Origin of the sequence: Sphingopyxis sp. (assembly GCF_016704835.1) — a bacterium.
In the GTDB taxonomy this organism is placed as follows: Bacteria; Pseudomonadota; Alphaproteobacteria; order Sphingomonadales; family Sphingomonadaceae; genus Sphingopyxis.
In genome coordinates this window covers 1-23,551 of record NZ_JADIZJ010000014.1, presented here as the reverse complement: position 1 = coordinate 23,551, position 23,551 = coordinate 1, and the positions used below count along the sequence as shown (strand labels likewise).

Below are 23,551 nucleotides of genomic sequence, written 5' to 3'. Positions count from 1 at the left end.
TTGCAACGATAGCGCCTTTTGACCGTTCAATAGGCACAACCCGTCTCATTTAACTGGAGTAAATTCTATGATGCGCGCGAAGTATTTCGCCACGCCCTTTCTAGCCACCGCCCTGTTGGCAATGACGCTCGTGCCCGGCGCGGCCATTGGCCAGCAGGCCCAGCCGCAGGCGACCACTTCCGAGGTCGGTGGAGCCACCCTCTATTCGAACTGGAACATCGTCCAGAACGCGACCAAGTCGCCACTCCACACGACGTTGATCAAGGCGATCAGCGCCGCCGGTCTCGTCGGTGAATTGAGCGCACCCGGCCCCTTCACCCTGTTCGCGCCGACCGACAAGGCCTTTGCGGCAATTCCGAAAATGACCGGCTGGCTCATGAATCCGGCAAATTCCGAAGCTCTCGCCGCGGTCGTCAACTTTCATGTCGTAACCGGGCGGCTGACGTCCGCGGACCTTTACAAGAAAATCAAGGCCGGAAGCGGCACGGGAGTCCTGACCACGGTTGCCGGCGAAGAGCTGAAACTCACCGAGGTGCAGGGCAATATCAAGATCGAGGGAACCCAAGGCAGCGTCGCCTTCATCACCGAGCCCGATGTCTAGCAATCGAACGGTATGGTCCATGTCGTGAATGGCGTGCTCATGCCCTCGCTCGCACAGGTGACGCGCTGACCCTCAGTCGTCGTCGCGATAAGCGGTAAGGGTCAACACGACGCAGGCCAGTATGACGCAGACTGCCACAAGGCCGAGAAGTAATGCTGCATCCGGCATATCGCACTTTGCCGCCAGCGGTTTCGCAAGTCAAATCAGCGGACACGGCAGCGCGCCAGATATGGTGCTGCCTTGTTCTCATTCTGTCGCAAACGACGGGGCGATGGACGGAAAAGGACTGGCCGTCGAAACCTCCTTCGAAGGGTTATCGCAACGAAGGTCTTGCTGACAGAAGGAAGTCAACGCTGCACCAGCCTTTCCAAGGCTGTCGCCATCCATATCCAAAGCCGTGAGGCAGCCCGACGGGAAAAGGACAAACACATCTGTATCGACTGCTAGGCGTCGCCAGACCGCGCGGCTGGGACCATTCGCCGCGATAACCCGTGATAGAGACGTGTCGGACAGATTTGCGCGCTCGCCCAGTCGGCGATGAGCGCGGTCGCGAACAACGGCAGGATGACCCCGCCCGCCGCGGTCGCCTCGATCAGCATGATGACCGCCGTCAACGGCGCGCGAACGACGCCGACCAAATAGCCGACCATACCCATCATCACGACAGCGCCCGCCGGGCTACCAGGAAAGATCGGCGTGAGGAGATTTCCAAAGCCCGCCCCCACCGCGAGCGACGGCGCGAAGATGCCGCCTGGGGCGCCGCTCAAGGTCGAGGCCAGCGCGGCGGTGAATTTGGCGGGGAAGAGCCAGAGTTCGCCCCGATGGCCCTCGACTAGGAACTTCGTGATGTCATAGCCGGTGCCCCAGGTTGCGCCGCCCGATGCGATGCCGGCAATCGCGACGGCGAGGCCGCAGCCGGCCGCGAAAAGAACGGGGCGCGACGCGGCGCGGCGCCCACGGCGACGCCCGTTCGCTCGCGGCAAGCACGATGCGGAAAACAGGCCGCCGAGCAGCCCGCGCCGCCGAGGCCGACGACGGGAGCGATCACTGGCACCTCCGACACCGGCAAGGTGTCCCGCATCACGCCGAAATAGATATAGTCGCCAGCGATCGAGAGGCTGACGAGACCCGAGATCATCACCGCGCCCATCGTCAGGACGGCAACGCGCTGCTCATGGCGGCCGCAGGTTCTTCAATCGCGAAAGCGATTCCGCCCAGCGGCGTGTTGAACGCCGCCGCGACACCTGCCGCCCCGCCTGCAATGAACACCCCGGCGGTGATGCGCACCCGCAGCAGGCGGTGCACCGCCACCATGATCGCCGCGCTCACCTGGACCGTCGGTCCCTCGCGACCAACCGATCCGCCCACCGCGAGCGTTGCGAGCGTGAGCCCCAGCTTGCCAAAGGCGGTGCGAAGCGGACGAGCGGCCCCTTCGCCTCCTGCTCGGAGGCGGCGGCTCGCGGCGATAATCTGGGGGATGCCCGAACCGCGCGAGGCCGGGAAATACCGGTTCGCGATCCACACGATTAGCGCGAAGCCGGCGGGCGTGATCAGAAGTGGAATCCACCATATCCGGTCTGTCGCCATGAGGATCAGCCGTTGGGCGCGATCGCCGGCTGCGGCGAATGCCAGCGCAACAAGACCGAGCAGCACCGCGCCACTGATCATTGCGACCCGGCGGTGAATATCGACCACTTCGGTTTTCGCGCGGCGATTGATGCGCAGCTGCCAGAGGCGCAGCCAGCGCGGACGAGTCGGCTTGGCGGGCATGCGCTCATGTGGACGCACCCTCGCGAGGGCGCAACCCCGGCGCGGGTCTCAGGCGGGGCGCCAAGGACATAGACAGCGTCTCCTGCAGGCAGTGAGGCCAGAGGCGTCAGGAGATGAGATTGCCAAGACCGGCGGCGCGGGAGCCGAAGCTTTCGAGCAGTTGATAAGCGATGGCCGATCGATAGGCCGGTCGATGCCTGAACGACGGGCCAACCGAAGCAGAATATCTGTATTCGAAAGGCCAAGAGACCAAATGCCCAAGCAGGTGTTGGAGGATCACCGGTCTGATGCGATCGAAACCCGGGTGCCGCGCGGACGAGCGAGCTGATATGTTGAAGAGTGGAATTGGATCAGGTGTCGGCCCGAACAGCGCTGATCATCGCGTAAGATCCGCTCGTGCTCATGTCGGCGACCGGCATGATCAACGATGCCGGCTAAATGGCGTTCTCGAGGCGCAAACCCCGGCCGAGGCTATCGCGCTGCGCGAAGCGCACCCCCAGATCCGCGTCGGGTTCACCGATGTCGAAATGCCGGGCTCGATGGAGGTGCTGATCGGCGGCACACCCGTCAAATGGGCTAGCCGCTTACGTCGCACTTCGGTCCGCGTTAATCGATGTGCGCGGGCCGCGCGCCGGAAAATATGGTCACCGTTGCAACGGCCGCCCCAGTCGCTTGTTGGTAAGACAAGAGGGGGAAGCGCTTGGCTCGCATCCTAGCGCGAGCCTGCGCCATCACCAACCTGAGGAGAACCATCATGGTCGATACCATCGAAAGAAATGCAACGCATCGCCTCATCGCATCCGACAGGGTCGAAGGAACCAGCGTCTACAATGGCGAGAACGAAAGCTCGGATCGATCCGCAACATCATGATCGACAAAGGTCGGGCAAGGCGGAATATGCGGTGCTCGAATTTGGCGGCCTTTTTGGCCTTGGCAGCGACCATTATCCCATCCCGTGGGACATGCTCACCTATGACACCGACAAGAATGGCTATGTCGTGAACCTCTCGAAGCAGCAGGTCGAGCGCGCTCCGCATTATGCAGCGGACAGAACCCCCGAATATGACGATGTCTACGGCCGCGGTGTCTACAGCCATTATGGCATCGCCTATCCGCTGCTTTGACAATGAACGGCGACCGAAAAATCATCCATCATGAGAAGGATGATAACGGTCGTGCCTTCATTCAACAAACGATGCGCGCGGTGGAGAGATCAGTCTCCGCCGCGCGCTATCGCCCTGCCCTTTTTTCGGCGGTTTGGTTGTATCGGGCCGCGCCCTACGGTTAGCCCCGCACATCTTCTAGAGTGAGAGGATCGCTAAGAAAATTTAAAGTGAGAGGATCGCTAAGAAAATTGCCAAGCCTGCTGAGCCATGTCGGTTCGCCGCCCGGCGCCTAGCTTGCCTTGAATATTCCGCATGCAATCCGGTCGCCGCTGTTGCCCGAAGGGTCGGTCTTTTGATCGTCGGCGGAGGCATGGACAACCATCGCTGATCCATCCTCGTCCATCAAACCCGCGAAACTTGCACCCTTCAGCTCGTATGCAAGGGTGGCACGGCCATTGTCTTGCACGACGAGATTGGGCATGTCGCCGGCATGTTGTCCGCCAGGCGCGTCGAGGCCATGCTGTACGTCGGCGGGATTCCAATGACCGCCCGCGCTCTCGAATTTGGGCGCATCGCATTTGCCGATCATGTGAACATGCACGCCATGCTGGCCGGGCGGAAGCCCTTCGACCTGCAAAATCAGCATGACGCGTCCGTTTATGATCGCGGCTGTAGCCTTGCCTGCCGCCGCGCCGCTTGCTGTCTTGAGATCCGCTGCGGCGCGCTCCGCTGCCGGCATCCGCGGCATTCGTTACGGCTTGCGTGCCTGCAGCATTTTTATCGGCGAGCGGCGTCGATGTGTCCGGCGCGTTACAGCCAGCCAACAGGACAGGAATGGCGGTCGCAGTCCAACATAGCTTCTTCATCTTGGTTCCTCTGCCGGTGATCATGCAAGGCCAACCACTGAATGCCGGCAATGTTCCCCGCGATTGCGACAGTGGAGCTCCGAGCCGCGATCGCTGTATGTGGTGCCCGGTCGTGGTCGATTATGGTTCGGCAGACCAAGTGCGGCCGACGCGAGGACCAACAACGCTTGCCCAACCCTTTTTCTGTCCGCATTCGTCCGAAAATCCGAGCGCGGGAACGCCGCACTGCGTCATGGGTTCGGTCAGCCATGCCGATCTACTTTTTCAACCCCTTCCAAGACACGACATCAACGTTCATCAACGAGGAGGCTACCGAACCGACGGAGCTACGCGCCGCTATCTCCTTCATGACCTTTAACGCCCGGCCACGGGAGACCGAGTAGTGCTAGAGGCGGCGTGAGATCAGGGTGTACAGGTTGTAAACGGTCGCGGTTGGCGACACGCCATGCCGGCCTCTGTGTCTGTTCAAGGAGAATCATGTGAGCGATGAAGTTGAATGGTAGGAATATGATGATGCGACCGAGATGGCGGCGGCTGTCGCGGGCGACATCGGTTTCATCATCGAAAGCGCCATCGATGCGCGCGGCGCCGCAGTGATCGCGCTCGCCGGCGGCAAGACACCCATCCCGATATACGAAAAGCTCTCGTCCGCGAAACTGGACTGGAAGCGCGTCACCATCGTGCCCGGTGATGAACGGATCGTCCCGCTTGGTGACCCCCTCAGCAACGTCACGACCCTTGCGAAATATTTTCTCCCGAAGGGCGCCCGGGTCATGCCCATCGTTCCGACTGCGATTGCCGACTACAAGGCAGCCGGACGGTCTGCCGATGCGCTAATGCAGGACCTTCATTGGCCGCTCGACCTCTGCCTCCTTGGCGTAGGGAGCGATGGACACGCCGCCTCGATTTTCCCCGGCCCCGATTTCGAAGAGGCCGTGAACGGTCCAAAGGAGCGCCGGGCCTTGGGCGTGATGCCGGATCAATGCCGCCGGAAGCCCCAGTGCCGCGTGTCACACTCAGTCTCGCCGCGATCACCATGGCACGCGCGCTGTTGATCGCGGTGACGGGCAACGAGAAGCGCGCTGTGATTGAAACGGCAATGAAACAAGGACGGTCCTCGCCTTATCCGATCGGGCTCGCCTTGGCTGGCACGGACCTGCCTGTCGATATCCACTGGGCCCCGGCTTGATAGATTCTCCGCAATTGGCCAACTCGCGACATAGTATCCCGTCAGCCGTTCAGCGGGCCTTTGCATTACAACGGACGAGAATGGCAGGTTGCCGCCGGTCCGGATCGGGTTCCGACAAGTGAAAAGCTCTCTCTCCTTTCGCCAATCAGTTTCGGGTGTAGCGCGTGTCGGTTCGTTAACAATGACGGCCTGATTGCGCTGTCGACGACGGCCTCGCTCGTCGCCGGGCCGTCGATCGTTCATGACCGAAAGTTGCGTGCCCGAAGCCCGTATTTGGCAAGTTTATCGTACAAGGTCTTGCGCGGAATATTCAGATTTCGCTGAATTTCAGCGACGCTTCCGCCCGTGCGTCATCGCATCTTCGAGAAGCGTTCGCTCGAAGTTTGCGACGCGAGCATGAAGGCTTGCTCCCTTCGCATCCTGCGCTGCGGGTTGAGCGAGGCGCGTAAGTCCGAAGCACGAAATTCTGCGCAAATGTTCGCAATTCGCGTACATTGCCGGGCCAGTTAATGGCTTACGAGATGTTGCCACTCGATCTCGGTGAGATCTGCTGCTGAACGTTCGAGGCGCCGTTCGAAATCCGCGACGAACATGCGGAACAGTTCTGGGATATCGTCACGCCTTTCGACAAGCCCGGGCAATGTGACGGTTATGCCGCTCAGCCGGTCTTCCAGCCCGCGGTCGCGGGCCGGACCGTCCTCGTCGTCCGCACGGCGCGTCGTGGTGGTCCCGATTATTCGGATATCGACACTTCTGGGGCGGTCGGCGCCAAGGGCGATGAAATTCCGGTGGTCCACAAGACTGACCAGGCGCTGCCGGTCGCGGGCGGTAATATTTTCCACGGCTTCGATGACCAGTGTCCCACCACTTGCCCGCTCGATCATCCCCGATCTCGACAGCGCGGCCGAAGGATCGCGGCCATAGACCAGGACATTGGCATCCTCGTTGGCGAACACGCCGGGATCAAGGACGACGAACGGACGGTTCCGGCGCGGGCTGAGTCATGCACCAGGCGCGCGACATGGCTCTTGCCGGTGCCCGGCGCGCCGCTGATCCACCAGATCAGCGTCGGTCTGCGCAACTTCGCGCACGATCCGCTCGGTGCGGCTTGCGACGGCGGACGATCCCATCCAGCCGGCGCGTGCGCTGCCTTCGAGTTGCGGGCGCAATCGGCGGTTCTCCAGCAACAGCTTGCGCCGGTCGGCTGCCTGGCGGACCGACCGGGCGAGCCACTCGATCGCATAGGGTTTGGTGAAGAAGTCCGCCGCGCCGTCCTTCATGGATTTGACCGCCATAGACACGTCACCGTGGGCGGTGGTGAAGATCACAGGAATATCCGGGTCGATCTGGCGAATCCGCGCAAAGAACTCGATCCCGTCGAGGACCGGCAGGCGAACGTCGCTGACCACCACGCCATCGAAGTCGGCATTGATCTCGCGCAAAGCCGCCGTGGCGGCCGGAAATGCCGCCACGACAAATCCCTCCAATTGCAGTGCCTGGACCGTGCCTGCCCGCAGGCTTTCGTCATCCTCGACGAAGACAACGGATATTCCATTGTCGATCATTTGGTCAGCGGAATGATCATGGTGAAGCAGGTTCGCATCTCGTGGGGCTCGAAAACAAGGTCGCCGCCGAGATCGCGCATGATGTCGCGCGAAATGACCAGACCGAGCCCGAGGCCGTCGGGTTTCGTGGTGGCAAAGGGCTGAAATAGCTGGGCGACCTCGTCGGGGCCGATCCCGGGGCCGCTGTCGCACAGGCGCAGCCGGATCTCGTCTTCGTTGCGGACCACCTCGATAGTGATCGCGCCCGCCTCGCCGACCGCATCCAGTGCGTTCTGGAGCAGATTGACCAGGACCTGTTCCAGACGCACGTGCTCGGCGGTTACGGCTATATCGAGATCATCCACCGAAGGCATCTGCAGCGCCACGTCCATCGACACGATCCGATCGCGGAGCAGAAGGAGCGCTCCGTCGACGATTTCGCCGATCCGCACGAGGCGCCGGGCCCCGGGCTGACGGCGGCTGAACCGCCGCAGCTCTCCCGTAATCAGTCCGAGCCGGTCCGCCAGTCCGATAATCTCGCGAAAGTTTGCCGACGCCTCTTCGGCGCGTCCGCGCTCAATCAGCTTCTCGCCGTTCTCGGCAAACACCCGCATGGCGGCAACGGGCTGCCCGATCTCGTGGCCGACTCCCGCCGAGATTTGGCCCAATGTTGCGAGGCGGTTCGCCTGGGACAGTTGGTCGCGCAAGGTGCGCGTGCGCTGGGCGATCATTTCCTCCTGCAGGGCCTGACGTCGCCGCCGCACGAAGAACAGGGCGAACGCGAGCGCGATCGTGCTGGCCAGCGCCAGCGCCACGGCCAGCCTGCCGCTAGCGATCGCGGCAGCTGCGCGCGGCCCCGGGTCGACCAGGAGGTGCAGGGTCCACCCACCGGGCGAGATCGGTTGCAAGGTGTCGAACAGCGGCGCTTCAATGATCGCCCGCTCCCCTTCGCCGCGAGCCCGCATGATCGCCAGCGGCTCCAGTCGGGCCAAGCCGAAGCGTTGCTCGTCCTGCACCGCATCGCGCTTTCGGCCGACGCCCTCCCGGGCCAGCCGGAACCGCCACCCGGCGTCGGTCGCCAAGAGCACGACACCGCTGGCATCGGTAACGTATACGCCGTCGGTTGCCTTGCGCCAGCTTGCCTCGAGCGCGTCGAACTCGATCTTGACGGCTACGACACCGAGCGGATTGGTCGCCGAGCCGGCCCTGTTGGCGATATACATCCCCGGTTTGCGGCTGACCGTGCCAAGGGCAAATTCGGTCGAGGTTCCCGCGTTCAGGGCCTGCCGGAAATAGAAACGGAAGGCGTAGTTCGAACCTACAAAACTGGTAGGCTGGTTCCAGTTACTGGCCGCAAGGGTGAGGCCGTCCTTGTCCATGACATAGATGGCCGCGGCGCCGATTGGCGGGCGAGGTTTTCCAACCGGGTATCGAGCAGCCTGGTGGGCTGGAATCGCCGTCCAGCAGCTCGCGCACCTGCAGATCTCCTGCCAGCGTGATCGGCAGTAGGCTGATCTTGTCGAGTTCGCTTCTCAGGCCGGCGGCGATCGCGGCATCGTCGCGCGCGACCGCCTTTTTCCTGCGCGAGGGCGCGCGTACATCACCCGGTCGACGGACAGGACTAATCCTGCCAGCAGAACGATGACGACCATTGCCAGCAGAATCAGGCGACGCCGATCACGAACCATAATCTCTGCCCAGCCAGCCATCATCACATTGTGCGGTTTTTCGCACAATGTGCAACCTGAATGTATGGAAAACCGCACAAAACCAATCGTCGTTAGAGCCTAAATATTTGAACCTAGATGCTAAATCTATTTAGTCCTCCGACGTTTACGCGGGTCAATCGCGACCTATAGTTCCCTGAAGGCAAAACTGCCGCGGGAGAGGATTGGCGATGGAACTGGCAGCGGCCACTGGCAAAACGAGCGTGCCCGCTCGCAAACTGCCATTTTACCGGCATCTCTATGTCCAGGTTTTGAGCGCGATCGCGCTCGGCGCGCTGGTGGGACATTTGTTTCGAGTTCGGCGCCTCGCTAAAGCCCCTCGGCGACGGCTTCATCGCGCTGGTCAAGATGATCATCGCCCCGGTGATCTTCCTCACGGTTGCGACCGGCATCGCCGGAATGAAGGACATGACGGCAGTCGGCAGTGTCGCCGGCAAGGCGTTCGTCTATTTCCTGTTCTTCTCCACTCTCGCACTGATCATCGGGCTGGTCGTCGCTAACGTCGTGCAGCCGGGTGCGGGGTTGAACATCGATCCCGCATCGCTCGATACGGCGGCCGTTGCGGCATATGCGGAAACCGCGGAGCAGCAGACCATTGCGGCCTTCCTGCTCGGCACGATTCCCACGACGCTGTTCAGCGCCCTGACCAGCGGATCGATTCTCCAGGTGCTGCTCGTTGCAATCCTGAGCGGGGTCGCGATTGCCACGACGAGGCCGCACAGCGACCTCGTGCTCGACATAATGGGGTCGTTCAACAAGGTCATCTTCAAGCTCGTTCACATGCTCATGAAACTCGCCCCGATCGGCGCATTTCGGGGCGATAGCCTTCACCATCGGCGAATTCGGCATCGGCTCGCTGGCCAGCCTCGCTGCGCTGATCGCGACCTTCTACCTCACCTCGCTGCTGTTCGTGCTCGTGGTGCTCGGTCTCGTCGCAAGGCTGGCCGGTTTCACCATCATTGGTCTGATCAAATATCTGCGCGAGGAGCTTCTGCTCGTTCTCGGCGTCCTCGTCCGAGGCTGCGCTGCCCAGCCTGATGGAGAAAATGGAGATTGCCGGCTGTCGCAAGACGGTGGTCGGACTGGTGGTGCCCACGGGCTACTCGTTCAACCTGGATGGCACCAACATCTACATGACGCTGGCCGCATTGTTCATTGCGCAGGCCGTGGGCATCGATCTGTCCTTGGGCGAGCAACTGACCTTGGTACTCGTCGCGATGGTCAGCTCGAAGGGCGCGGCAGGCGTCATCGGGGCAGGCTTCGTCATTCTCGCTGCAACGCTGTCGGTTGTTCCCTCGGTTCCGGTGGCCGGCATGGCGCTGATCCTGGGCGTCGACCGGTTCATGAGCGAGTGCCGCGCGCTGACCAACTTTATCGGCAATGCCGTCGCCACGATTGTGGTCGCCAAGTGGGAGAACGCGCTCGACACGCAGCGCCTCGCCGCCGCGATGGCGGGTAGCCCGATGCCGCTTCCGGAAGCCGACATTGAACATCACGAACGCACCGGACCCTATAGCGAAGGCGTGGCGGCCGCGATCGGAGAGGCACCATGATTGCTCGCCGTACATTATTCTCGGGCGCTGCCACGCTGCTCGCTGCATCGACCGTGCTGGGCGGCGTTGCCCTGAACGCGCAGGAATTCGAGGAAATCCCTCTTTGGCCGGGCAAGCCGCCGGGCAAGGGTAACGTCAGCGGACCGGAGCTCATCGGGAGCAAGGGCGCGGGCTTTGGCGCGGTATCCAAGGTCTCCAATCCGCGCCTGCGGGTCTATCGCCCCACCCATCCCAACGGCCGGGCGGTACTGGTCATCGGCGGGGGCGGCTATTTCCGCATCCAGCTATGGAAGGAAAGCACGCCTGCGGCGCAATGGCTGCAGCGCAACGGTTACGGTCTTCGAGCTGATCCATCGCCTTCCGGGCGACGGATGGAAGCCGCTGCCCCGTTCATGGATGCGCAGCGCGCGATGAAGATCGTTCGCCATCGTGCCGATGAGTTTGGTATCCGCTCCGACCGCATCGGTATCCTGGGGTTCTCGGCCGGCGGGCATCTGGCTGGCTACACCGCGCTGAAGCCGGACCAGGCGTTCTACACCGGAACCGACAGGATCGAAACAGCCTCCGCGCGGCCCGACTTCGCCGCGCTGCTGTTCCCGGTGGTCACGTTGCGCAAGCCATATGAGACGACCCGGACCAGGCGCGAGATCGTCGGCCGCGAGCCGAGCCTCGCCGCACAGGAACTATGGTCGCTCGATACGCATGCGTCGAAGGACGCGCCGCCGATGATCCTGTTTTCCTCGGCCGACGACCAGACGACGCCCCCCGGCCACAACTTCGCGCTGTTCGAGGCGCTCAACCGGGCGGGCGCCAGTGTAGAGATGCACATCTTTTCAGCCGGAGGTCACGGATGGGGCCTCGGCACGCCTGACCAGACCCTGAGCCAATGGCCGGCGCTGTTCACCACCTGCCTCGATACGCAAATTACCCAGACAATTACCCAAAAGAAATGATCGGGAGGATCACCAAAATGCGCATCACCGCAACCATTGTCAGACTGGCGCTTCAGGCGGCACGAGCCTGCTCGCTACCTCCATTGCCTCGGCTCAGGACCAGGCGGCGGCCGGATCTCAGCCGGGTACTGCGGACGTGACCGCTTCAGCCCCTGTCACAGAACCGGAGATCGTCGTTACCGGCACGCAAATCCAGGGCGCCCAGATCAACGACGTGCTGCCCGTGACCGTGATCGATGAACAGTCGATCGAGAACAGCGGCGCATCGTCGGGCGACGAGATGTTCCGCGCCATTCCGCAGGCCGGGACGGTCGCCTTCCAACGAGCAGAACGCGACAACCCAGAACAATGTGCGCGGCGATGTCGGCTCGATCAATCTGCGCGACCTGGGTACCGGCAACACGCTATTACTGATCAATGGCCGCCGCATGAATTTGCACCCCGGCTTCCAGACCGAGCTGCTGGTTCCGGTCGTCTCTCCGGACACCAACGAGATCGCCCGGGAGCGTCAGGCGGATCGAGGTACTGCGCGATGGCGCGTCGGCCCTGTATGGCGCCGATGCCGTGGCGGGTGTCGTCAATACGGTCCTGAAGGGCGGCATGAAAGGCGGCTTTATCGAAGGCGACTACCGCATGTCCGACGGGACGAGTCTGTACAGCTACACATTGACTGGCGGCTATGGGTTCGACTTCGGTGGCGGTCGCGGCAATATTACCGTGTACGGCAGCTACTTCCACGAAAATGGCCTTCCCGTCACTGGGCGGGATTACGCGCGACGACGATCGCCTGCCATTGGTTGCAGGGACGGATTTCGAGGGCGATGCTTCGTTCAACAACCGGAATACATTTGGCCCGTTCGGACAGTTCGATATCCAGGCGCCGTCCAACCGCACGCCGATCGCCGACGACGACTTCTACCTCCAGCCGAGCACGTTCACCGGCTGCCGTCTCCAGTTCGGCGGCGGCATCTGTGCCCGCAACGGCGAGACGCCGGTCGCGGCCGTTCGTTACAACACGATATTCGGCAATAGCCTGATCAGCAAAAAGGATCGCTATAATGCGCTGGCGCTGCTCAGCTACGAGCTGACCGACAATATCGAGGCCTATTTCGAGGGGAGCTATTATCGGTCGAAAAGTGTGCGGAATTTCGATCCGTCGGCAATCCTCAGCGCGGTCCCCGTCGGCATCTCGCGCAACGCCTATTACAATCCATTCGGACCCACCACGCGAAACGGACAGCCGAACCCGCAGCGTTTGCCGGGCACCACGATTGCGGCCGATGGCGCCGATCTGATCATGGAACGCTATCGCTTCGTCGATGTGGGCAACCGGATCATCGATGTCGAGAAGGAAAGCTACCGGCTCGTCGCAGGATTGCGCGGCAACTTCGGCGCGTGGGACTTCGACACCGGCTTCGTCTATTCGGAAGCGGATACGGTCGACTTGGAACGAAACCGGGTTTCGCTCACGGCCATGCAGCGCCAGATCAACCTGACCACGCCCGATGCATATAACCCGTTCAACGGCGGTTGCCTTGACGATCCGGGCCTCGGCGACTGTACGCCCAACCCGGCCGCTTCGATCGAGCCGTTCAGGATCGACGTGTTCCGCAAGGGCGGCACAAGTCTCGCGCTCGCCGACTTCAAGATCAGCCGCGATGACCTGTTCACCCTTCCGGGCGGCAATGTCGGCATTGCCGCCGGCGTGGAGTGGCGGCGCGAGACCTTCTACGACGACCGCGATCCCGGATCGACGGGACCATCACCTTCACCGACAGCGTCACCGGCGTGTTCAACGGCAGCGATGTCGCCGGCACCAGCGAATCGCCCGATTCGGACGGCGTCCGCAACGTCTATTCGGCATTTACAGAGCTGTTCGTTCCCCTGGTCAGCCCGGAGATGGACATTCCGCTGGTCGAGGCGTTCAACGTCCAGCTTGCGGGCCGGATCGAGCGTTTCGCCGACATCAGCGCGACCGCCAAGGTGCCGCGGATCGCGGCATCGTGGACGACCATCCGGCGTCACGTTCCGCGGCGCCTGGTCGCAGGGTTTCCGCGCCCCGAACCTGGTGCAGGTGAACGACGACGGCACCACGCGGTCGAACACGCGCGACGACTTCGTGGTCTGCCAGGCACAAGTCCAGAAGGGCATCATCGCCAGCCTCGCCGCCTGTCCCGGCGCGGGCGTGATCAGCTTCCGCTCGGGCGCCCGTAACCTGCGGCCGGAAGACAGCGAAAGCATCAATCTTGGTATCGTGCTGGAGCCTGGGTTCATCCCCGGCCTGACGATCACGGCAGACTATTGGCGGGTCAAGCAGACCGGCCTTGTCGGCACGTTCGGCGATGACAACGCCATCGCGCTCGACCTGCTGCGCCGTCTGGCAGGGAGCACCAACCCCAACGTCATCCGCCAAGCGCCGACAGCCGACGATATTGCCCTGTTTGCCGGAACCGGCTTGGCTCCGGCGGGCCGGATCGAACGCGTGATCGACCCCTATGTCAACCTCGACAGCCGCGTATCGAAGGGTTAGGATTTCGGGCTTGTCTATCGTGTGCCCGACTTCGGGGCCGGCGACTTCCGGATCCGGCTGAATGCCGCAAGGCTCGACAGCTTCGTGCAGAGCGCCGGTTCCGACGGACAGGAAATCGTCGATGCGATCGCCGCAGGAACGCTGCCGCTCGACGTTACCGTCGGTGGACTTGGCGAACTCCTTGAGGTCGACGGTCGCCCCAAATGGCGCGCCAGCGGCTCGATCAACTGGGAAAAGGGGCCGGTCGCGGTGGGCCTGTTCGGCAGCTATGTTGGCAAGTTCTACGACACGAGCGTGGTTCGCGACGTGCTTATCGTATCGGACGATCCCAACGCCAACTTCTTCCCCGTCGATGACGTCTTCACGATGAACGTGTCGGTCGCCTATACGATCAATAACGACACTGCGCTCGACGGGACCCGGCTGCGGTTTGCGATCAACAACCTGTTCGATACCGACCCGCCGCTCGCCGACGAGACCTATGGCTTCTCACAGCGATCTGCACAGTCCACGCGGTCGCCAGTTCGCCATTGAAATCAGGAAGAAGTTCTGACGCTGTGAGATTGCATCGGGTCCGGTTGTCCTTTGGGGCGCGCTCCTTCTCCTCGGAGCGTGCGCGCAGTCACCTCCCCTCGACACCGGGACCGAGGCCGCTTTGTCGGGCTGCTCCACCGAAACCGCGAGCATCAGTTTCGATTTCGAAGGGGCACCGCCCTCGCGCTGCACAATCGAGGGCGAACGCGAGTTCTCGGTGCTGGTGTCGCCCGAGCACGCCCCGCCGATCAATCCCAGCCCGTGGTACGCATTTCGCTACCAGTCGAATGGATCCGAGAATGTTGTCGTCCATCTTCGCTATCTCGCGGCGAAGCATCGCTACCGCCCCAAATGGCAAAAGCAAGACCCATAAGAAGGTGCTGGACGCTTCGCTGCGCGACGACGGCAGGACCGCGACCCTAGCCCTGCCACCGGGTGAGGCTGTCGTCAGCGGCCAGGAACTGATCGGGACAAGCAATATGCTTCGCTGATGGCGCGGCTCGATCGCAGCGCCGCAGTCACACGAGAAACGCTGGGCCATTCCCACGGCGGGCGGCCCATTGAAGCCCTCCGGATCGGCCAGCCTACCGCGCCGAGGCTGGTGATCCTGCTCGGGCGGCAGCATCCGCCTGAGGTCAGCGGTGCGATCGCGATGGAACATTTCCTCGAAACGCTGGTCACGCTTGCCGACGCCGGAAAATTCGACGCGCAGGATTTGCAGGTGCTCGCTGTTCCGCTGCTCAATCCTGATGGCGTAGCGCGCGGACATTGGCGGGCCAATCTGGGCGGCGAGGATCTCAACCGCGACTGGGGAACCTTTGCCCAGCCCGAGACCCGCTCCGTTGCGCAATGGCTTGGCCGGTTGCCAAGCCAGGTTCGCCCTGTCGCAATGGTCGATTTCCACTCCACCTCGCGCAACCTGTTCTACGTGCAAGGCGACGAATCGAGCGAGGATCAGGAACGGTTCCTCGCGCGCTGGCTTGGCGGCAAGGAACATCTGATCGCCGATTACCCGTTTTCCATTGAGCGTCGCAACTCCAACCCAGGAGCGGGAACAGCAAAGAACTGGTTCCACACCACCCATGCCATCCCCGCCTATACTTACGAGGTTGGCGACGAAACGGACCGTCAGGCAGTCGCGCAAGCTGCCCGCGAGCTTGCCAAAAGCCTGGTGGAAGCACTTTCGCTTTCGGAATTGCCCTAAGGTCGTCTGTAAGAGCGCAACTGGCGCGATCAGTCGCCAGCACGGCAAAGCCTAGAGAACAGCCGCTTTCGGGACGTCGATACGGCAGCCGGGATGGCGAAGTTTAGGCGCGAAGCCGCCGCTGCGGTGCCGCCTCCAAAGTCATGCCGCTCAGCTGCGCTCAAAAAGCCGCTTGAAGCTTTCGTAATGAAGGAAGATCGATCGGCCAATCTTCATCACATCGATTTCGCCGTCGATGATCACCGACCTTACTGGAGCGTCGCTCTCACATCGGCCATCGAAATATAGACCCTTCTCGGGTTCTCAGAATCACCGAGCGGCTGAAATCCGAGTTCAGCATAGAAGTTCCAGCGTCGGTCGAAATGCTCGCCGTCAAGCACATCAAGAACGATAGCTGCCGCGCCATCTGCTCCGCAATGCCGAGGCAGCGTTTCATCGCGTCTACGACCAGTGCTGTACCCAGCATTCTGCCTTGCATATCCTGACGCACTGCAACTGCCCGGATATAGATGACCGGAATGTCGGGAACCCGGGCGCGCTGCCATTTCTTCGGACCGAATTGCGCGCGGACCGCCATCGCGCCGAGGGTGTAGAAGCCGAGCACGGCGTTCTGACCTTCGGCCGTCGCCATCCACGCGGCCACCATCCCGTCCTTGATCTGCTCGGACAATGAGGATTTCAGGAAGTTGTCTATGGGCGCGAAACCGCAGGAAAAGGCGCTGCGCTCATGCAACGCGTTTTCGAACTTGGCGATCGTGATGGTCGGCAGATCTGCCGACTTATTCGGCATCCCTGAAGATATCCTTCGTGGCCTTCGCCGCACGCGCCAAACCGGGCACCTTCTTGCCCGGAGCCTTGATCGCAGCCCTGAAAGCCTCGAATGCCTCAACCGGTAGAATGGAAAGATTCATGCGCTGCTCGACTTCCTGCGCACGAATGAGGGCAGCCTGGCGGATAAAGTCAGCCTCCTGAAGGCCGGTCGCTGCGGCGGCCGCGCGGATACGCTCTTCATCAGCGCGGTGCATCCGCACTTCCTTCGCGCCTCCATCTTGCCCGGCGTCGAGGCAACCGATTCCAGCGCAAACATGGCCGATCTCCTTTATTTGCCGATGTACGGTCAAACGCCGTACATGTCAACATTGCTAACGGCGGAGGATGCTGCTCCTGCGCGACCTGCCATGTCCTGGTCGATGATCATTCTAGAGCGATGCGCAGCGGGTCGCCTGCAGCACATTATTGATGCCAAGGATACCGATGCGGCTGAACTTGAAAACCTCTGTCTGGAAGCGATGGGTCGGTAAGAACACCGGCCGACTGCTCACGGGCTCGAGCTGACCAAGCATGTGACTGAGATCTCATTCTCAGTGAGCGCAACGAAAAAACCTCGGAGGTACGCGCGACGCCATTCTGCGGAAATCGCTGGCGCGGCCATATTGGACATACCGATCCCCGGCCTCGAGCCCTGGGACGAGATCAAAGCCTCGCCGATGACATGGCACTTCGACTTTCACACGCCCACGGGTCTGGCCGAAACCCTAGTCCAGGGCTACCAAGCCCGCTACTTTTGTACCTTTATTTTTCGATGGTCTGGCCGCACGCCCGGAGGCTATCTCCGCAGCAGACGTGGCCGCCTATGCCGCTGTCGATGGATCTGACGAGAGCCTGCACGCCAATTTCGGACCGTCTGGTTCAGGAGCGCTGTCGGTCAGTTCGCTACCGAACAAAGCGACACCACCGCCGCGGACACGACCATTCACCGGACGGACGCCGCGGTCAAATCCGCAGGTCACTAGTGCGCTACCCCCGACCATCTGCCATAACGCATTTCCGAGGCAGCCCGCGCTGTCATCAAGACTCGCTCACCTATTTATAAGCAACTTCCAGATTTTTGCTCATACTTAAGTGTTCTTTCGCGGTCGACCTGCATCAGGTGATCGACGACGCCAAATATTGGGTCGAGCACGCCACGTTCCCGCCCGACGAAATCGCGGTGCGGTTCATCCACCGCGTTGTGGCTATTCGTCCCTATCCGAACGGCAACGGGCGTTTCTCGCGCCTGATAGCTGATTTGCTCGCTATTCAGCTCGGCCAGCCACGCTTCATATGGGGCCGGGTCAATCTGGTCGATCCATCCGAGACGCGAAAGGCGTATATCGCTGCACTCAAAGCCGCCGATGCTGGTGACTACGACCGTCTCGTCACCTTTTCGCGCGCCTAATCGCGCGCGCACTAAAACACCAGTCTCCCGAACAGACTTCCCGCACCGGCGCCAAGGCGTCCCGTTCAGCGGTGACGTGTGGCATCCAGTTTGATGAATTCAAATACTACCCCACTATTATTACTCGAAGTTTAGTCAGCTATGGGTCCGGCAGGTTGGGGCCACGCCCCGGTCGACAAGCTGCCGCTGGCGCCATCTGCTAGGCGAGACACCGATCGTCTCGCTGTGCCACCGGGTGAAGGCACCGATTGAAGCATAGCCGAGCAGTTCGGCAACTTCGGTGATCCGCGTCCTGGGGTTGGCAAGATATTGGGCAGACAATTGCATGCGCGCCCGACTGAGCAGCTCACTGAAGCTTGTGCGATCGGCATCGAGCATGCGCTGCAAGGTGCGCACGGTCAGCCCCATCGATTCGGCGCAATTCTGGATCGTAGCGCGGCCAGCCGGCAGCAACAGCATGATCGCCTGTTCGACATCCTGAGCGGCCGTGCGGAGCGCGGGGCTCATAAGCGACTGGATCAACTCGCGCGCGTGGCTGGCCATGTCGGCATCGGCGCGCAATTGGCGCGGTCGAGATCGGTGGCGTGCAGGATCAGCCCGTTAAACTCGCAATTGAACTCGGGCTTGCAGCGAAACAACCTTCGAAAGATGGGCATTTCGGCAGGCGGCGGCGCCTCGTGCGAGAAGCAGACCGACAGCGGTGTCCAGCTTTCGCCGAGGATGCTCGCGCAAAGCCGCGCCAGCACGCCGAGTACCAAGTCGGATGACTGGCGGCTGGGTTCGGGGCTGCTCAGCGAGAAATCCTCGCGCAAGATGACCTCGCCCCCCATGTCCTCGAAATGCAGCACCAGGGTCGAGTTGATGCTGTTGCGATATTCCTGAAGCGCCTCGAGTACGCCGCGCAGGGTTGCCTGATGGGCGATGAGCAGGCTCGTCGCCCCGAGATTTGCGAGCGACCTTTCTTCGGCCATCCGCAGCCCCAATGTTTCGCATTCCGAAACTTCGGCGCTGCGTTCGAGCAACCGGATCGCAGCGCGCCGAAATCAGCTGCTCGCTGTTTTCAAGCAGCTCGGGCGACAGGCCGCATTCGCGCAGCAGCGGACGCGGATCGATCTCGAAGCTCCGCATCAGCGTGAAATAGCCGGTCAATGCCGCGACGCGGACGAGCTCCGCCACCATCCTTCTCCCACCCGCGCCCGTTGGCGTCGATTGGAAAATTTATGTCACAAAATGTGAAAAGCGCAAGCGCGGGATCGGATAGCTTCAAGAAAAGGAGAGGTTAAAACCATGGCAAAGGCGGTTCGTTTTTACGAAGCTGGGGGACCCGACGTGCTCCGGGTCGAAGAGATCGCGGTCGGCGATCCGGGTCCCGGCGAAGTCCGTATTCGCCACGCAGCGGTCGGCTGCAACTTTGCCGACACCTATTTCCGCTCGGGCTATTATCCGGCCCCACTTCCTGCCGGAATCGGCGTCGAAGGGGCCGGGACGATTGAGGCGGTCGGCGAAGGCGTGACGGGCTTCGCTCCCGGTGATCGCGTAGCCTATAATGGCAGCTCTCTCGGCGCCTATAGCAGCGAACGGGTGATGCCTGCGGCGCCCCTATTCAAGCTTCCCGACGCGATTTCGTTCGAGGACGCCGCGGCATCGACGATGCGCGGCCTCTCGGCGACCTATTGGCTGGCGAAGACCAACCCGCGGATGAAGGCCGGCGACACGATCCTGCCTCCACGCCGCCGCTGGCGGGGTCGGATTGCTGCGGTGCAGCTCGCGAAGCTGCTTGGCCTGCGCGTCATCGGAACCGTCTCGACCGAGGAAAGGCGGAAAAGGCGCGCTCGCTCGGCTGTGACGAGATCATCTTCTACCGCCGCGAGGATGTCGCCGCGCGGGTCAAGGATCTGACGGGCGGCGAAGGCGTCACCACCGTGTTCGACAGTGTCGGCAGGACACGTTCGAAGGATCGCTGAAATCGCTCAAGCGCCGCGGCGTGCTCGTCGGCAGCGGCACTTCGTCGGGTCCCTTTCCGCCGATCGATGCTTTCCAGCTGATGATGCAGGGCTCGGTCTATTTTACGCGCCCGGGCTTCGCCGATTATTATGCAGATCCGGCCGAGCGCGCCGAGCTTTCCACGCTCTGGTTCGATCATCTCGCAGCCGGTCGGATCAAGGTCGAAATCGGCCAGCGCTACCTGCTCGAAGATTGCGTCGACGCGCATCGCGCGCTCGAATCGGGCAAGACCATCGGCTCCTCCATCTTCCTGCTCTGAGGTATTGCGCCATGAAGATCGAGAAACTCACCACGCATATCGGCGCCGAGATCGGCGGGAATCGATCTCGCCGAGGCGGCGCACAACGATGATCTTTTCGCCGAGATCCGCGCCGCACTGCTTGAACATAAGGTGCTGTTCTTGCGCGATCAGGCGATCGAACGGGCCGATCATGTGGCGTTCGCCGAATGTTTCGGCGAGCTGGAGGACCATCCGGTGGCGGGCAGCGATCCCGATCATCCGGGGCTTGTCCGTATCTACAAGGACGAGACTTCTCGCCCGACTATTATGAGAATAGCTGGCATAGCGACGCATCCTGGCGCGATGCGCCGCCAATGGGCTGCGTGCTGCGCTGTGTCGCCTGCCCGCCGGTCGGCGGCGACACGATGTGGACGAACATGGCAAAGGCCTATGCCGACCTGCCGGACCATGTGAAGTCGGTCATCGCTCCGCTCAAGGCGCGGCATTCGATCGAGGCGAGCTTCGGGGCGCGCATGTCTGAGGAGCAACGCCACGCGCTGAAAGCGCGGTTCCCCGACGCCGAGCACCCGGTGGTGCGGACGCATCCCGAGACGGGCGAGAAAATCCTGTTTGTGAACGGGTTCACCACCCATTTCACGAACTTCCACACCGCCGAGAATGTCCGCTTCGGCCAGGATTACGCCCCCGGGGCAGCGCAGTTGCTGAGCTATCTCGTCGGCCGCGCCGCCATCCCCGAATATCAGGTTCGCTGGCGCTGGCAGCCCAACAGCGTGGCGATCTGGGATAATCGTTCGACCCAGCATTATGCCGTTGCCGACTATGCGCCGACCGTCCGCCGCATGGAGCGCGCCGGTATCATCGGCGACCGCCCGTTCTGACCCATTTCTGAAGGAGACCCACAATGCAGTTCCTCGACGATTCGCTTCTGCCCAAGAACCAGGACAAGCTGGTGATCACCGCCGCGCCCTATGGTCCCGAATGGATGCCCGAGGATTTTCCGGAAGATATTCCGGTGACGATCGAGGAGCAGGTTCAGAAGGCCGTCGATTGCTATAGTGCCGGCGCCACGGTGCTGCACATGCATTGCCGCGGGCTCGCCGGCCATGGCTCGAAGCGCTTGTCGATGTTCAACGAAGTGATCGGCAAGATCCGCACTGCAGTGCCCGGGATGATCATCCAGGTCGGCGGTTCGATTTCCTTCGCGCCCGAAGGCGAAGAAGATGGCGCCGAGGCCAAGTGGCTCTCGGACGAGGTCCGACACATGCTCGCTGACCTGATGCCGGCGCCCGAGCAGGTGACGATCGCGGTCAACTCGACGCAGATGAACGTCATGGATCTGATGACCGAGGAGGAATATGGCCCGACCACGCTCGCCAATCCCGCGCTCTATCATGCCTATCGCGAGATGGTCGTGCCCGCCGGACCCGAATGGGTCGAGGAGCATCTCCGCCCTGACCGGCAGCGGCATCCAGCCGCATTTCCAGCTGACCTGCATGCCTGACATGGAAACGGTCGAGCGCCTCGTGCGCCGCGGTCATTACAAGGGACCGCTCAACCTGACCTGGGTCGGGATCGGCGGCGGGTTCGACGGGCCCAATCCGGCGAACTTCATGGAATTCATCCGCCGCGCCCCTGACGGCTCGACGGTGACGCTCGAAAGCGTAATGGGCAATGTGCTGCCGATCAATACCATCGCGATTGCGCTCGGCATGCATTGTCGCTGCGGGATCGAGGATGCAATCTATGACCCGCACGGGAACAAGATGGGCTCTATCGCGCAGATCGAGCAGCTGGTTCGCATTTCGAACGAGCTGCCCGCGACGTCGCCAGCGGCGAGGAAGCGCGCGTGATCTACCGGATCGGCACGCAATATAATTCGACCGAAGAAACGCTCGCCCAGCTTCGGCATGGCGCCGAACCGCGAGCCGAAGCAGCCCGCGGTTCCGATCCGCGAATTCGCCTGAGCCGGACCGGGACGCGCGATGACCGCCATGCTCGGTAGCCCGACTGTCCCCTGTCCCGGGTCTCCGGGATCATGTCGAGGATCATTGGCAGACGCATGCGTCGCGCGCGATCCCTGGCTCGCGCACTGTCGAAATGCTCGATGCCGACCGGCTCAGCCAGGCGGCCCGGGTCGCCGCGCTTCGATCGGGCGCGCTGCGATATCGAGGGCGGAGGTCGCCCCTGTCGGGCACAGCGCGGATGCCTGTCGCTCAAGCACCGGATCGACGCCCATATCCATCAGGCGATGGGTATCGCGCGCTCGCGGGCCTCGGCAAGGTTCACGTCCACGACACTGCCAAGTCCGATGTCGCGGCGGCGGTCGCGCTGGACCCGGCAGATCCAGCTCTGGCGCCGCTGGGCTGAACAACGAGTAAAGCTCGCCGCCGTCGCCATAGCGACCGGGACGGCAAGCGTATCTACCGAGGTGACCGAAAGTCTGTCCATGCTCATTTTTCGCAAATCCCACCACAATTGCAAATTGTCAGGTCTGGACCGCAGCGGATGCACAGGAACACGAATCACCCTGTAAGCCGCAGAAATTCTTGGCTTTTCTCAGGGCGGCTCTGGACGTATCGGAACGAAAAATTGGCGGAGACGGAGGGATTCGAACCCTCGGTGCCGCATTCACAGCACGACGGTTTAGCAAACCGTTGGTTTCAGCCACTCACCCACGTCTCCGCATGGCCTGTCGCGCTAACGACAGCTGGCCTAGGCGGGTCGTTAAGGCCATGCACTTCCTGCGCCCCGCAACGCCTAAGATTGCGCTAGATTTCGCAGCAACCCGGCATTTTGTCGCGCAATCGATCTGGTCCGGCGCAAATTCGACCCCGGGTCATCGCCGGTTCATTGCCGCCGCGCAAACCGAGTCATGATTAACGGTGGTTTCGGCGCGCACGCGCCGTTCGAACTTTTGGGGTCAGACATGCGAAAAACATTCACCAGCTTTGCCTGGCGGCAATGGCCTCGCTTGGCCTTGCGCCGCGGTTCCCGCTGCGGCGCAGATGCGCGAGATCGATCCGAACACGACGATCGATTCCGATCTCGACAACCCTCCCGCCTCGCCCCCGCCGGTATCGAGCAATTCCACCGACGAAGTCATCAACTACGACAGCGACCTGGCCACCGGTGACCAGCAGACAAGCGCGGCTCCCGCCGATGGCACCGCGACCCCAGCGACATGACGACAACCACCGTCATCACCGAGGATACCGCCACTTACAAGCAGGACGACCTGATCGGCGCAGCCGAGGTGTGTTTGGCAAGGTGCGCAAGGGCTGGCAGGTCTGATCGAGGATATTCTCGAAACAGGGCGAGCCCAACGCCTATAACGTCGGCCGCGAAGCGGGCGGCGCGCTGGTACTCGGCGTACGCTGCTAAACGGACGCTGCACCACAAGATTGAGGGCGAACTGCCCGCCTACCGACCGGTCCGTCGATCGGCTTCGATGCCGGCGCCAATGCCGGGCAATACCTTCGTCCTTGTTTATAACCCGTTCGACAGCGAAGAG

General features: G+C 62.1%; 25 protein-coding genes, 1 tRNA gene and 8 pseudogenes. 20 read left to right on the top strand and 14 right to left on the bottom strand.

Annotated elements, in window-relative coordinates; all coding sequences use genetic code 11:
* Positions 1-67: 67 nt before the first annotated feature.
* Positions 68-601 carry a fasciclin domain-containing protein gene (locus IPF76_RS14760; protein ID WP_293845588.1) on the top strand — a complete coding sequence of 178 codons (534 nt, stop codon included), beginning with the start codon at positions 68-70 and terminating at the stop codon, positions 599-601.
* 443 nt (positions 602-1,044) lie between these two features.
* On the opposite strand, the gene IPF76_RS20935 is transcribed toward IPF76_RS14760, so the two are convergent.
* Both IPF76_RS20935 and IPF76_RS20930 read right to left on the bottom strand, forming a co-directional pair.
* Positions 1,045-1,584, bottom strand: a complete 540-nt coding sequence (locus IPF76_RS20935) for a chloride channel protein (RefSeq protein WP_366499727.1) — start codon at positions 1,582-1,584, stop codon at positions 1,045-1,047.
* A gap of 169 nt (positions 1,585-1,753) precedes the next feature.
* The gene (locus tag IPF76_RS20930) at positions 1,754-2,371 is read right to left on the bottom strand and encodes a chloride channel protein (protein WP_366499726.1); all 618 of its coding nucleotides are present in this window, start codon (positions 2,369-2,371) and stop codon (positions 1,754-1,756) included.
* 754 nt (positions 2,372-3,125) lie between these two features.
* On the opposite strand from IPF76_RS20930, the pseudogene IPF76_RS14750 reads away from it, so the two are divergent.
* Positions 3,126-3,495, top strand: a pseudogene (locus IPF76_RS14750) (PRC-barrel domain-containing protein).
* Positions 3,496-3,766: 271 nt separating this feature from the next.
* Here the strand turns inward: IPF76_RS14750 and IPF76_RS14745 are convergent.
* Entirely contained in the window at positions 3,767-4,225 is a 459-nt protein-coding gene (locus IPF76_RS14745) for a superoxide dismutase family protein (protein ID WP_293845585.1), read from the bottom strand.
* Positions 4,226-4,867: 642 nt separating this feature from the next.
* Between IPF76_RS14745 and pgl the strand changes: the two are divergent.
* Positions 4,868-5,532 (top strand): annotated as a pseudogene (gene pgl, locus IPF76_RS14740) (6-phosphogluconolactonase).
* A 239-nt stretch (positions 5,533-5,771) separates the two neighbouring features.
* Here pgl and IPF76_RS20925 read toward each other — a convergent pair.
* The 4 genes and pseudogenes from IPF76_RS20925 to IPF76_RS14725 form a co-directional block, all read right to left on the bottom strand.
* A pseudogene (locus IPF76_RS20925) lies at positions 5,772-5,870 on the bottom strand (hypothetical protein); the annotation flags it as partial.
* 168 nt (positions 5,871-6,038) lie between these two features.
* A pseudogene (locus tag IPF76_RS14735) lies at positions 6,039-6,518 on the bottom strand (sigma 54-interacting transcriptional regulator); the annotation flags it as partial.
* A gap of 15 nt (positions 6,519-6,533) precedes the next feature.
* The gene (locus IPF76_RS14730) at positions 6,534-7,097 is read right to left on the bottom strand and encodes a response regulator (protein WP_293845582.1); all 564 of its coding nucleotides are present in this window, start codon (positions 7,095-7,097) and stop codon (positions 6,534-6,536) included.
* The gene (locus IPF76_RS14725) at positions 7,094-8,455 is read right to left on the bottom strand and encodes an ATP-binding protein (protein WP_293845580.1); all 1,362 of its coding nucleotides are present in this window, start codon (positions 8,453-8,455) and stop codon (positions 7,094-7,096) included. The genes IPF76_RS14730 and IPF76_RS14725 overlap by 4 nt, the downstream gene beginning before the upstream one ends.
* A 518-nt stretch (positions 8,456-8,973) precedes the next feature.
* On the opposite strand from IPF76_RS14725, the pseudogene dctA reads away from it, so the two are divergent.
* Together dctA and IPF76_RS14715 are read left to right on the top strand one after the other, a co-directional pair.
* A pseudogene (gene dctA / locus IPF76_RS14720) lies at positions 8,974-10,356 on the top strand (C4-dicarboxylate transporter DctA).
* Positions 10,353-11,309 carry an alpha/beta hydrolase gene (locus IPF76_RS14715; protein ID WP_293845577.1) on the top strand — a complete coding sequence of 319 codons (957 nt, stop codon included), beginning with the start codon at positions 10,353-10,355 and terminating at the stop codon, positions 11,307-11,309. The pseudogene dctA and the gene IPF76_RS14715 overlap by 4 nt, the downstream one beginning before the upstream one ends.
* 117 nt (positions 11,310-11,426) lie before the next feature.
* On the opposite strand, the gene IPF76_RS14710 is transcribed toward IPF76_RS14715, so the two are convergent.
* Positions 11,427-11,603 carry a hypothetical protein gene (locus tag IPF76_RS14710; RefSeq protein WP_293845574.1) on the bottom strand — a complete coding sequence of 59 codons (177 nt, stop codon included), beginning with the start codon at positions 11,601-11,603 and terminating at the stop codon, positions 11,427-11,429.
* 138 nt (positions 11,604-11,741) lie between these two features.
* On the opposite strand from IPF76_RS14710, the pseudogene IPF76_RS20920 reads away from it, so the two are divergent.
* The 5 genes and pseudogenes from IPF76_RS20920 to IPF76_RS14690 form a co-directional block, all read left to right on the top strand.
* Positions 11,742-11,843, top strand: a pseudogene (locus IPF76_RS20920) (hypothetical protein); the annotation flags it as partial.
* Between the two features lie 208 nt (positions 11,844-12,051).
* The gene (locus tag IPF76_RS14705; protein WP_293845571.1) at positions 12,052-13,839 is read left to right on the top strand and encodes a TonB-dependent receptor; all 1,788 of its coding nucleotides are present in this window, start codon (positions 12,052-12,054) and stop codon (positions 13,837-13,839) included.
* 21 nt (positions 13,840-13,860) lie between these two features.
* Positions 13,861-14,373 carry a TonB-dependent receptor gene (locus IPF76_RS14700; protein WP_293845568.1) on the top strand — a complete coding sequence of 171 codons (513 nt, stop codon included), beginning with the start codon at positions 13,861-13,863 and terminating at the stop codon, positions 14,371-14,373.
* Between the two features lie 121 nt (positions 14,374-14,494).
* On the top strand, positions 14,495-14,746 hold the full coding sequence (locus tag IPF76_RS14695) for a hypothetical protein (RefSeq protein WP_293845565.1): 252 nt from the start codon (positions 14,495-14,497) through the stop codon (positions 14,744-14,746).
* 117 nt (positions 14,747-14,863) lie between these two features.
* A complete protein-coding gene (locus IPF76_RS14690) occupies positions 14,864-15,577 on the top strand; it encodes a M14 family metallopeptidase (RefSeq protein WP_293845562.1) in 714 nt (237 codons plus the stop codon).
* Positions 15,578-15,842: 265 nt separating this feature from the next.
* Here IPF76_RS14690 and IPF76_RS14685 read toward each other — a convergent pair whose 3' ends face one another.
* Positions 15,843-16,367, bottom strand: a complete 525-nt coding sequence (locus tag IPF76_RS14685; RefSeq protein WP_293845559.1) for a hypothetical protein — start codon at positions 16,365-16,367, stop codon at positions 15,843-15,845.
* Complete coding sequence (locus tag IPF76_RS14680) at positions 16,357-16,602, bottom strand: DUF1778 domain-containing protein (protein WP_293845557.1); 246 nt, start codon at positions 16,600-16,602, stop codon at positions 16,357-16,359. Before IPF76_RS14680 ends, IPF76_RS14685 begins: the two co-directional genes overlap by 11 nt.
* 60 nt (positions 16,603-16,662) lie before the next feature.
* On the opposite strand from IPF76_RS14680, the gene IPF76_RS14675 reads away from it, so the two are divergent.
* Together IPF76_RS14675 and IPF76_RS14670 are read left to right on the top strand one after the other, a co-directional pair.
* Positions 16,663-16,878: a hypothetical protein gene (locus IPF76_RS14675; RefSeq protein ID WP_293845554.1), complete on the top strand. Its 216-nt coding sequence runs from the start codon at positions 16,663-16,665 to the stop codon at positions 16,876-16,878.
* A gap of 587 nt (positions 16,879-17,465) precedes the next feature.
* Entirely contained in the window at positions 17,466-17,795 is a 330-nt protein-coding gene (locus IPF76_RS14670; RefSeq protein WP_293845551.1) for a mobile mystery protein B, read from the top strand.
* A 135-nt stretch (positions 17,796-17,930) separates the two neighbouring features.
* Here IPF76_RS14670 and IPF76_RS14665 read toward each other — a convergent pair whose 3' ends face one another.
* Together IPF76_RS14665 and IPF76_RS14660 are read right to left on the bottom strand one after the other, a co-directional pair.
* A complete protein-coding gene (locus IPF76_RS14665; RefSeq protein ID WP_293845549.1) occupies positions 17,931-18,338 on the bottom strand; it encodes a helix-turn-helix transcriptional regulator in 408 nt (135 codons plus the stop codon).
* Positions 18,314-18,817: an AraC family transcriptional regulator gene (locus IPF76_RS14660; protein ID WP_293845546.1), complete on the bottom strand. Its 504-nt coding sequence runs from the start codon at positions 18,815-18,817 to the stop codon at positions 18,314-18,316. The genes IPF76_RS14665 and IPF76_RS14660 overlap by 25 nt, the downstream gene beginning before the upstream one ends.
* Before the next feature lie 265 nt (positions 18,818-19,082).
* Between IPF76_RS14660 and IPF76_RS14655 the strand changes: the two genes are divergently transcribed.
* From IPF76_RS14655 to IPF76_RS20910, 6 genes and pseudogenes are all read left to right on the top strand, one after another.
* Positions 19,083-19,694, top strand: coding sequence for an alcohol dehydrogenase catalytic domain-containing protein (locus IPF76_RS14655; RefSeq protein WP_293845543.1), 612 nt, complete (start codon positions 19,083-19,085; stop codon positions 19,692-19,694).
* A complete protein-coding gene (locus IPF76_RS14650) occupies positions 19,646-19,759 on the top strand; it encodes a hypothetical protein (RefSeq protein WP_293845590.1) in 114 nt (37 codons plus the stop codon). Before IPF76_RS14655 ends, IPF76_RS14650 begins: the two co-directional genes overlap by 49 nt.
* 20 nt (positions 19,760-19,779) lie before the next feature.
* Positions 19,780-20,058, top strand: a complete 279-nt coding sequence (locus IPF76_RS14645; protein WP_293845540.1) for a zinc-binding dehydrogenase — start codon at positions 19,780-19,782, stop codon at positions 20,056-20,058.
* Between the two features lie 36 nt (positions 20,059-20,094).
* Positions 20,095-20,493 carry a TauD/TfdA family dioxygenase gene (locus IPF76_RS20915; protein ID WP_366499728.1) on the top strand — a complete coding sequence of 133 codons (399 nt, stop codon included), beginning with the start codon at positions 20,095-20,097 and terminating at the stop codon, positions 20,491-20,493.
* The gene (locus IPF76_RS14635) at positions 20,394-20,918 is read left to right on the top strand and encodes a TauD/TfdA family dioxygenase (protein ID WP_293845534.1); all 525 of its coding nucleotides are present in this window, start codon (positions 20,394-20,396) and stop codon (positions 20,916-20,918) included. The genes IPF76_RS20915 and IPF76_RS14635 overlap by 100 nt, the downstream gene beginning before the upstream one ends.
* 23 nt (positions 20,919-20,941) lie before the next feature.
* Positions 20,942-21,890: pseudogene (locus IPF76_RS20910) on the top strand (3-keto-5-aminohexanoate cleavage protein).
* 391 nt (positions 21,891-22,281) lie between these two features.
* On the opposite strand, the gene IPF76_RS14620 reads toward IPF76_RS20910, so the two are convergent.
* Together IPF76_RS14620 and IPF76_RS14615 are read right to left on the bottom strand one after the other, a co-directional pair.
* Complete coding sequence (locus tag IPF76_RS14620; RefSeq protein ID WP_293845525.1) at positions 22,282-22,494, bottom strand: hypothetical protein; 213 nt, start codon at positions 22,492-22,494, stop codon at positions 22,282-22,284.
* A 136-nt stretch (positions 22,495-22,630) separates the two neighbouring features.
* Positions 22,631-22,722 (bottom strand) — tRNA-Ser (locus tag IPF76_RS14615).
* Positions 22,723-23,045: 323 nt separating this feature from the next.
* Here IPF76_RS14615 and IPF76_RS14610 point away from each other — a divergent pair.
* Both IPF76_RS14610 and IPF76_RS14605 read left to right on the top strand, forming a co-directional pair.
* Positions 23,046-23,225: a hypothetical protein gene (locus IPF76_RS14610; protein ID WP_293845522.1), complete on the top strand. Its 180-nt coding sequence runs from the start codon at positions 23,046-23,048 to the stop codon at positions 23,223-23,225.
* A pseudogene (locus tag IPF76_RS14605) lies at positions 23,222-23,551 on the top strand (hypothetical protein); the annotation flags it as partial. The gene IPF76_RS14610 and the pseudogene IPF76_RS14605, both read left to right, overlap by 4 nt.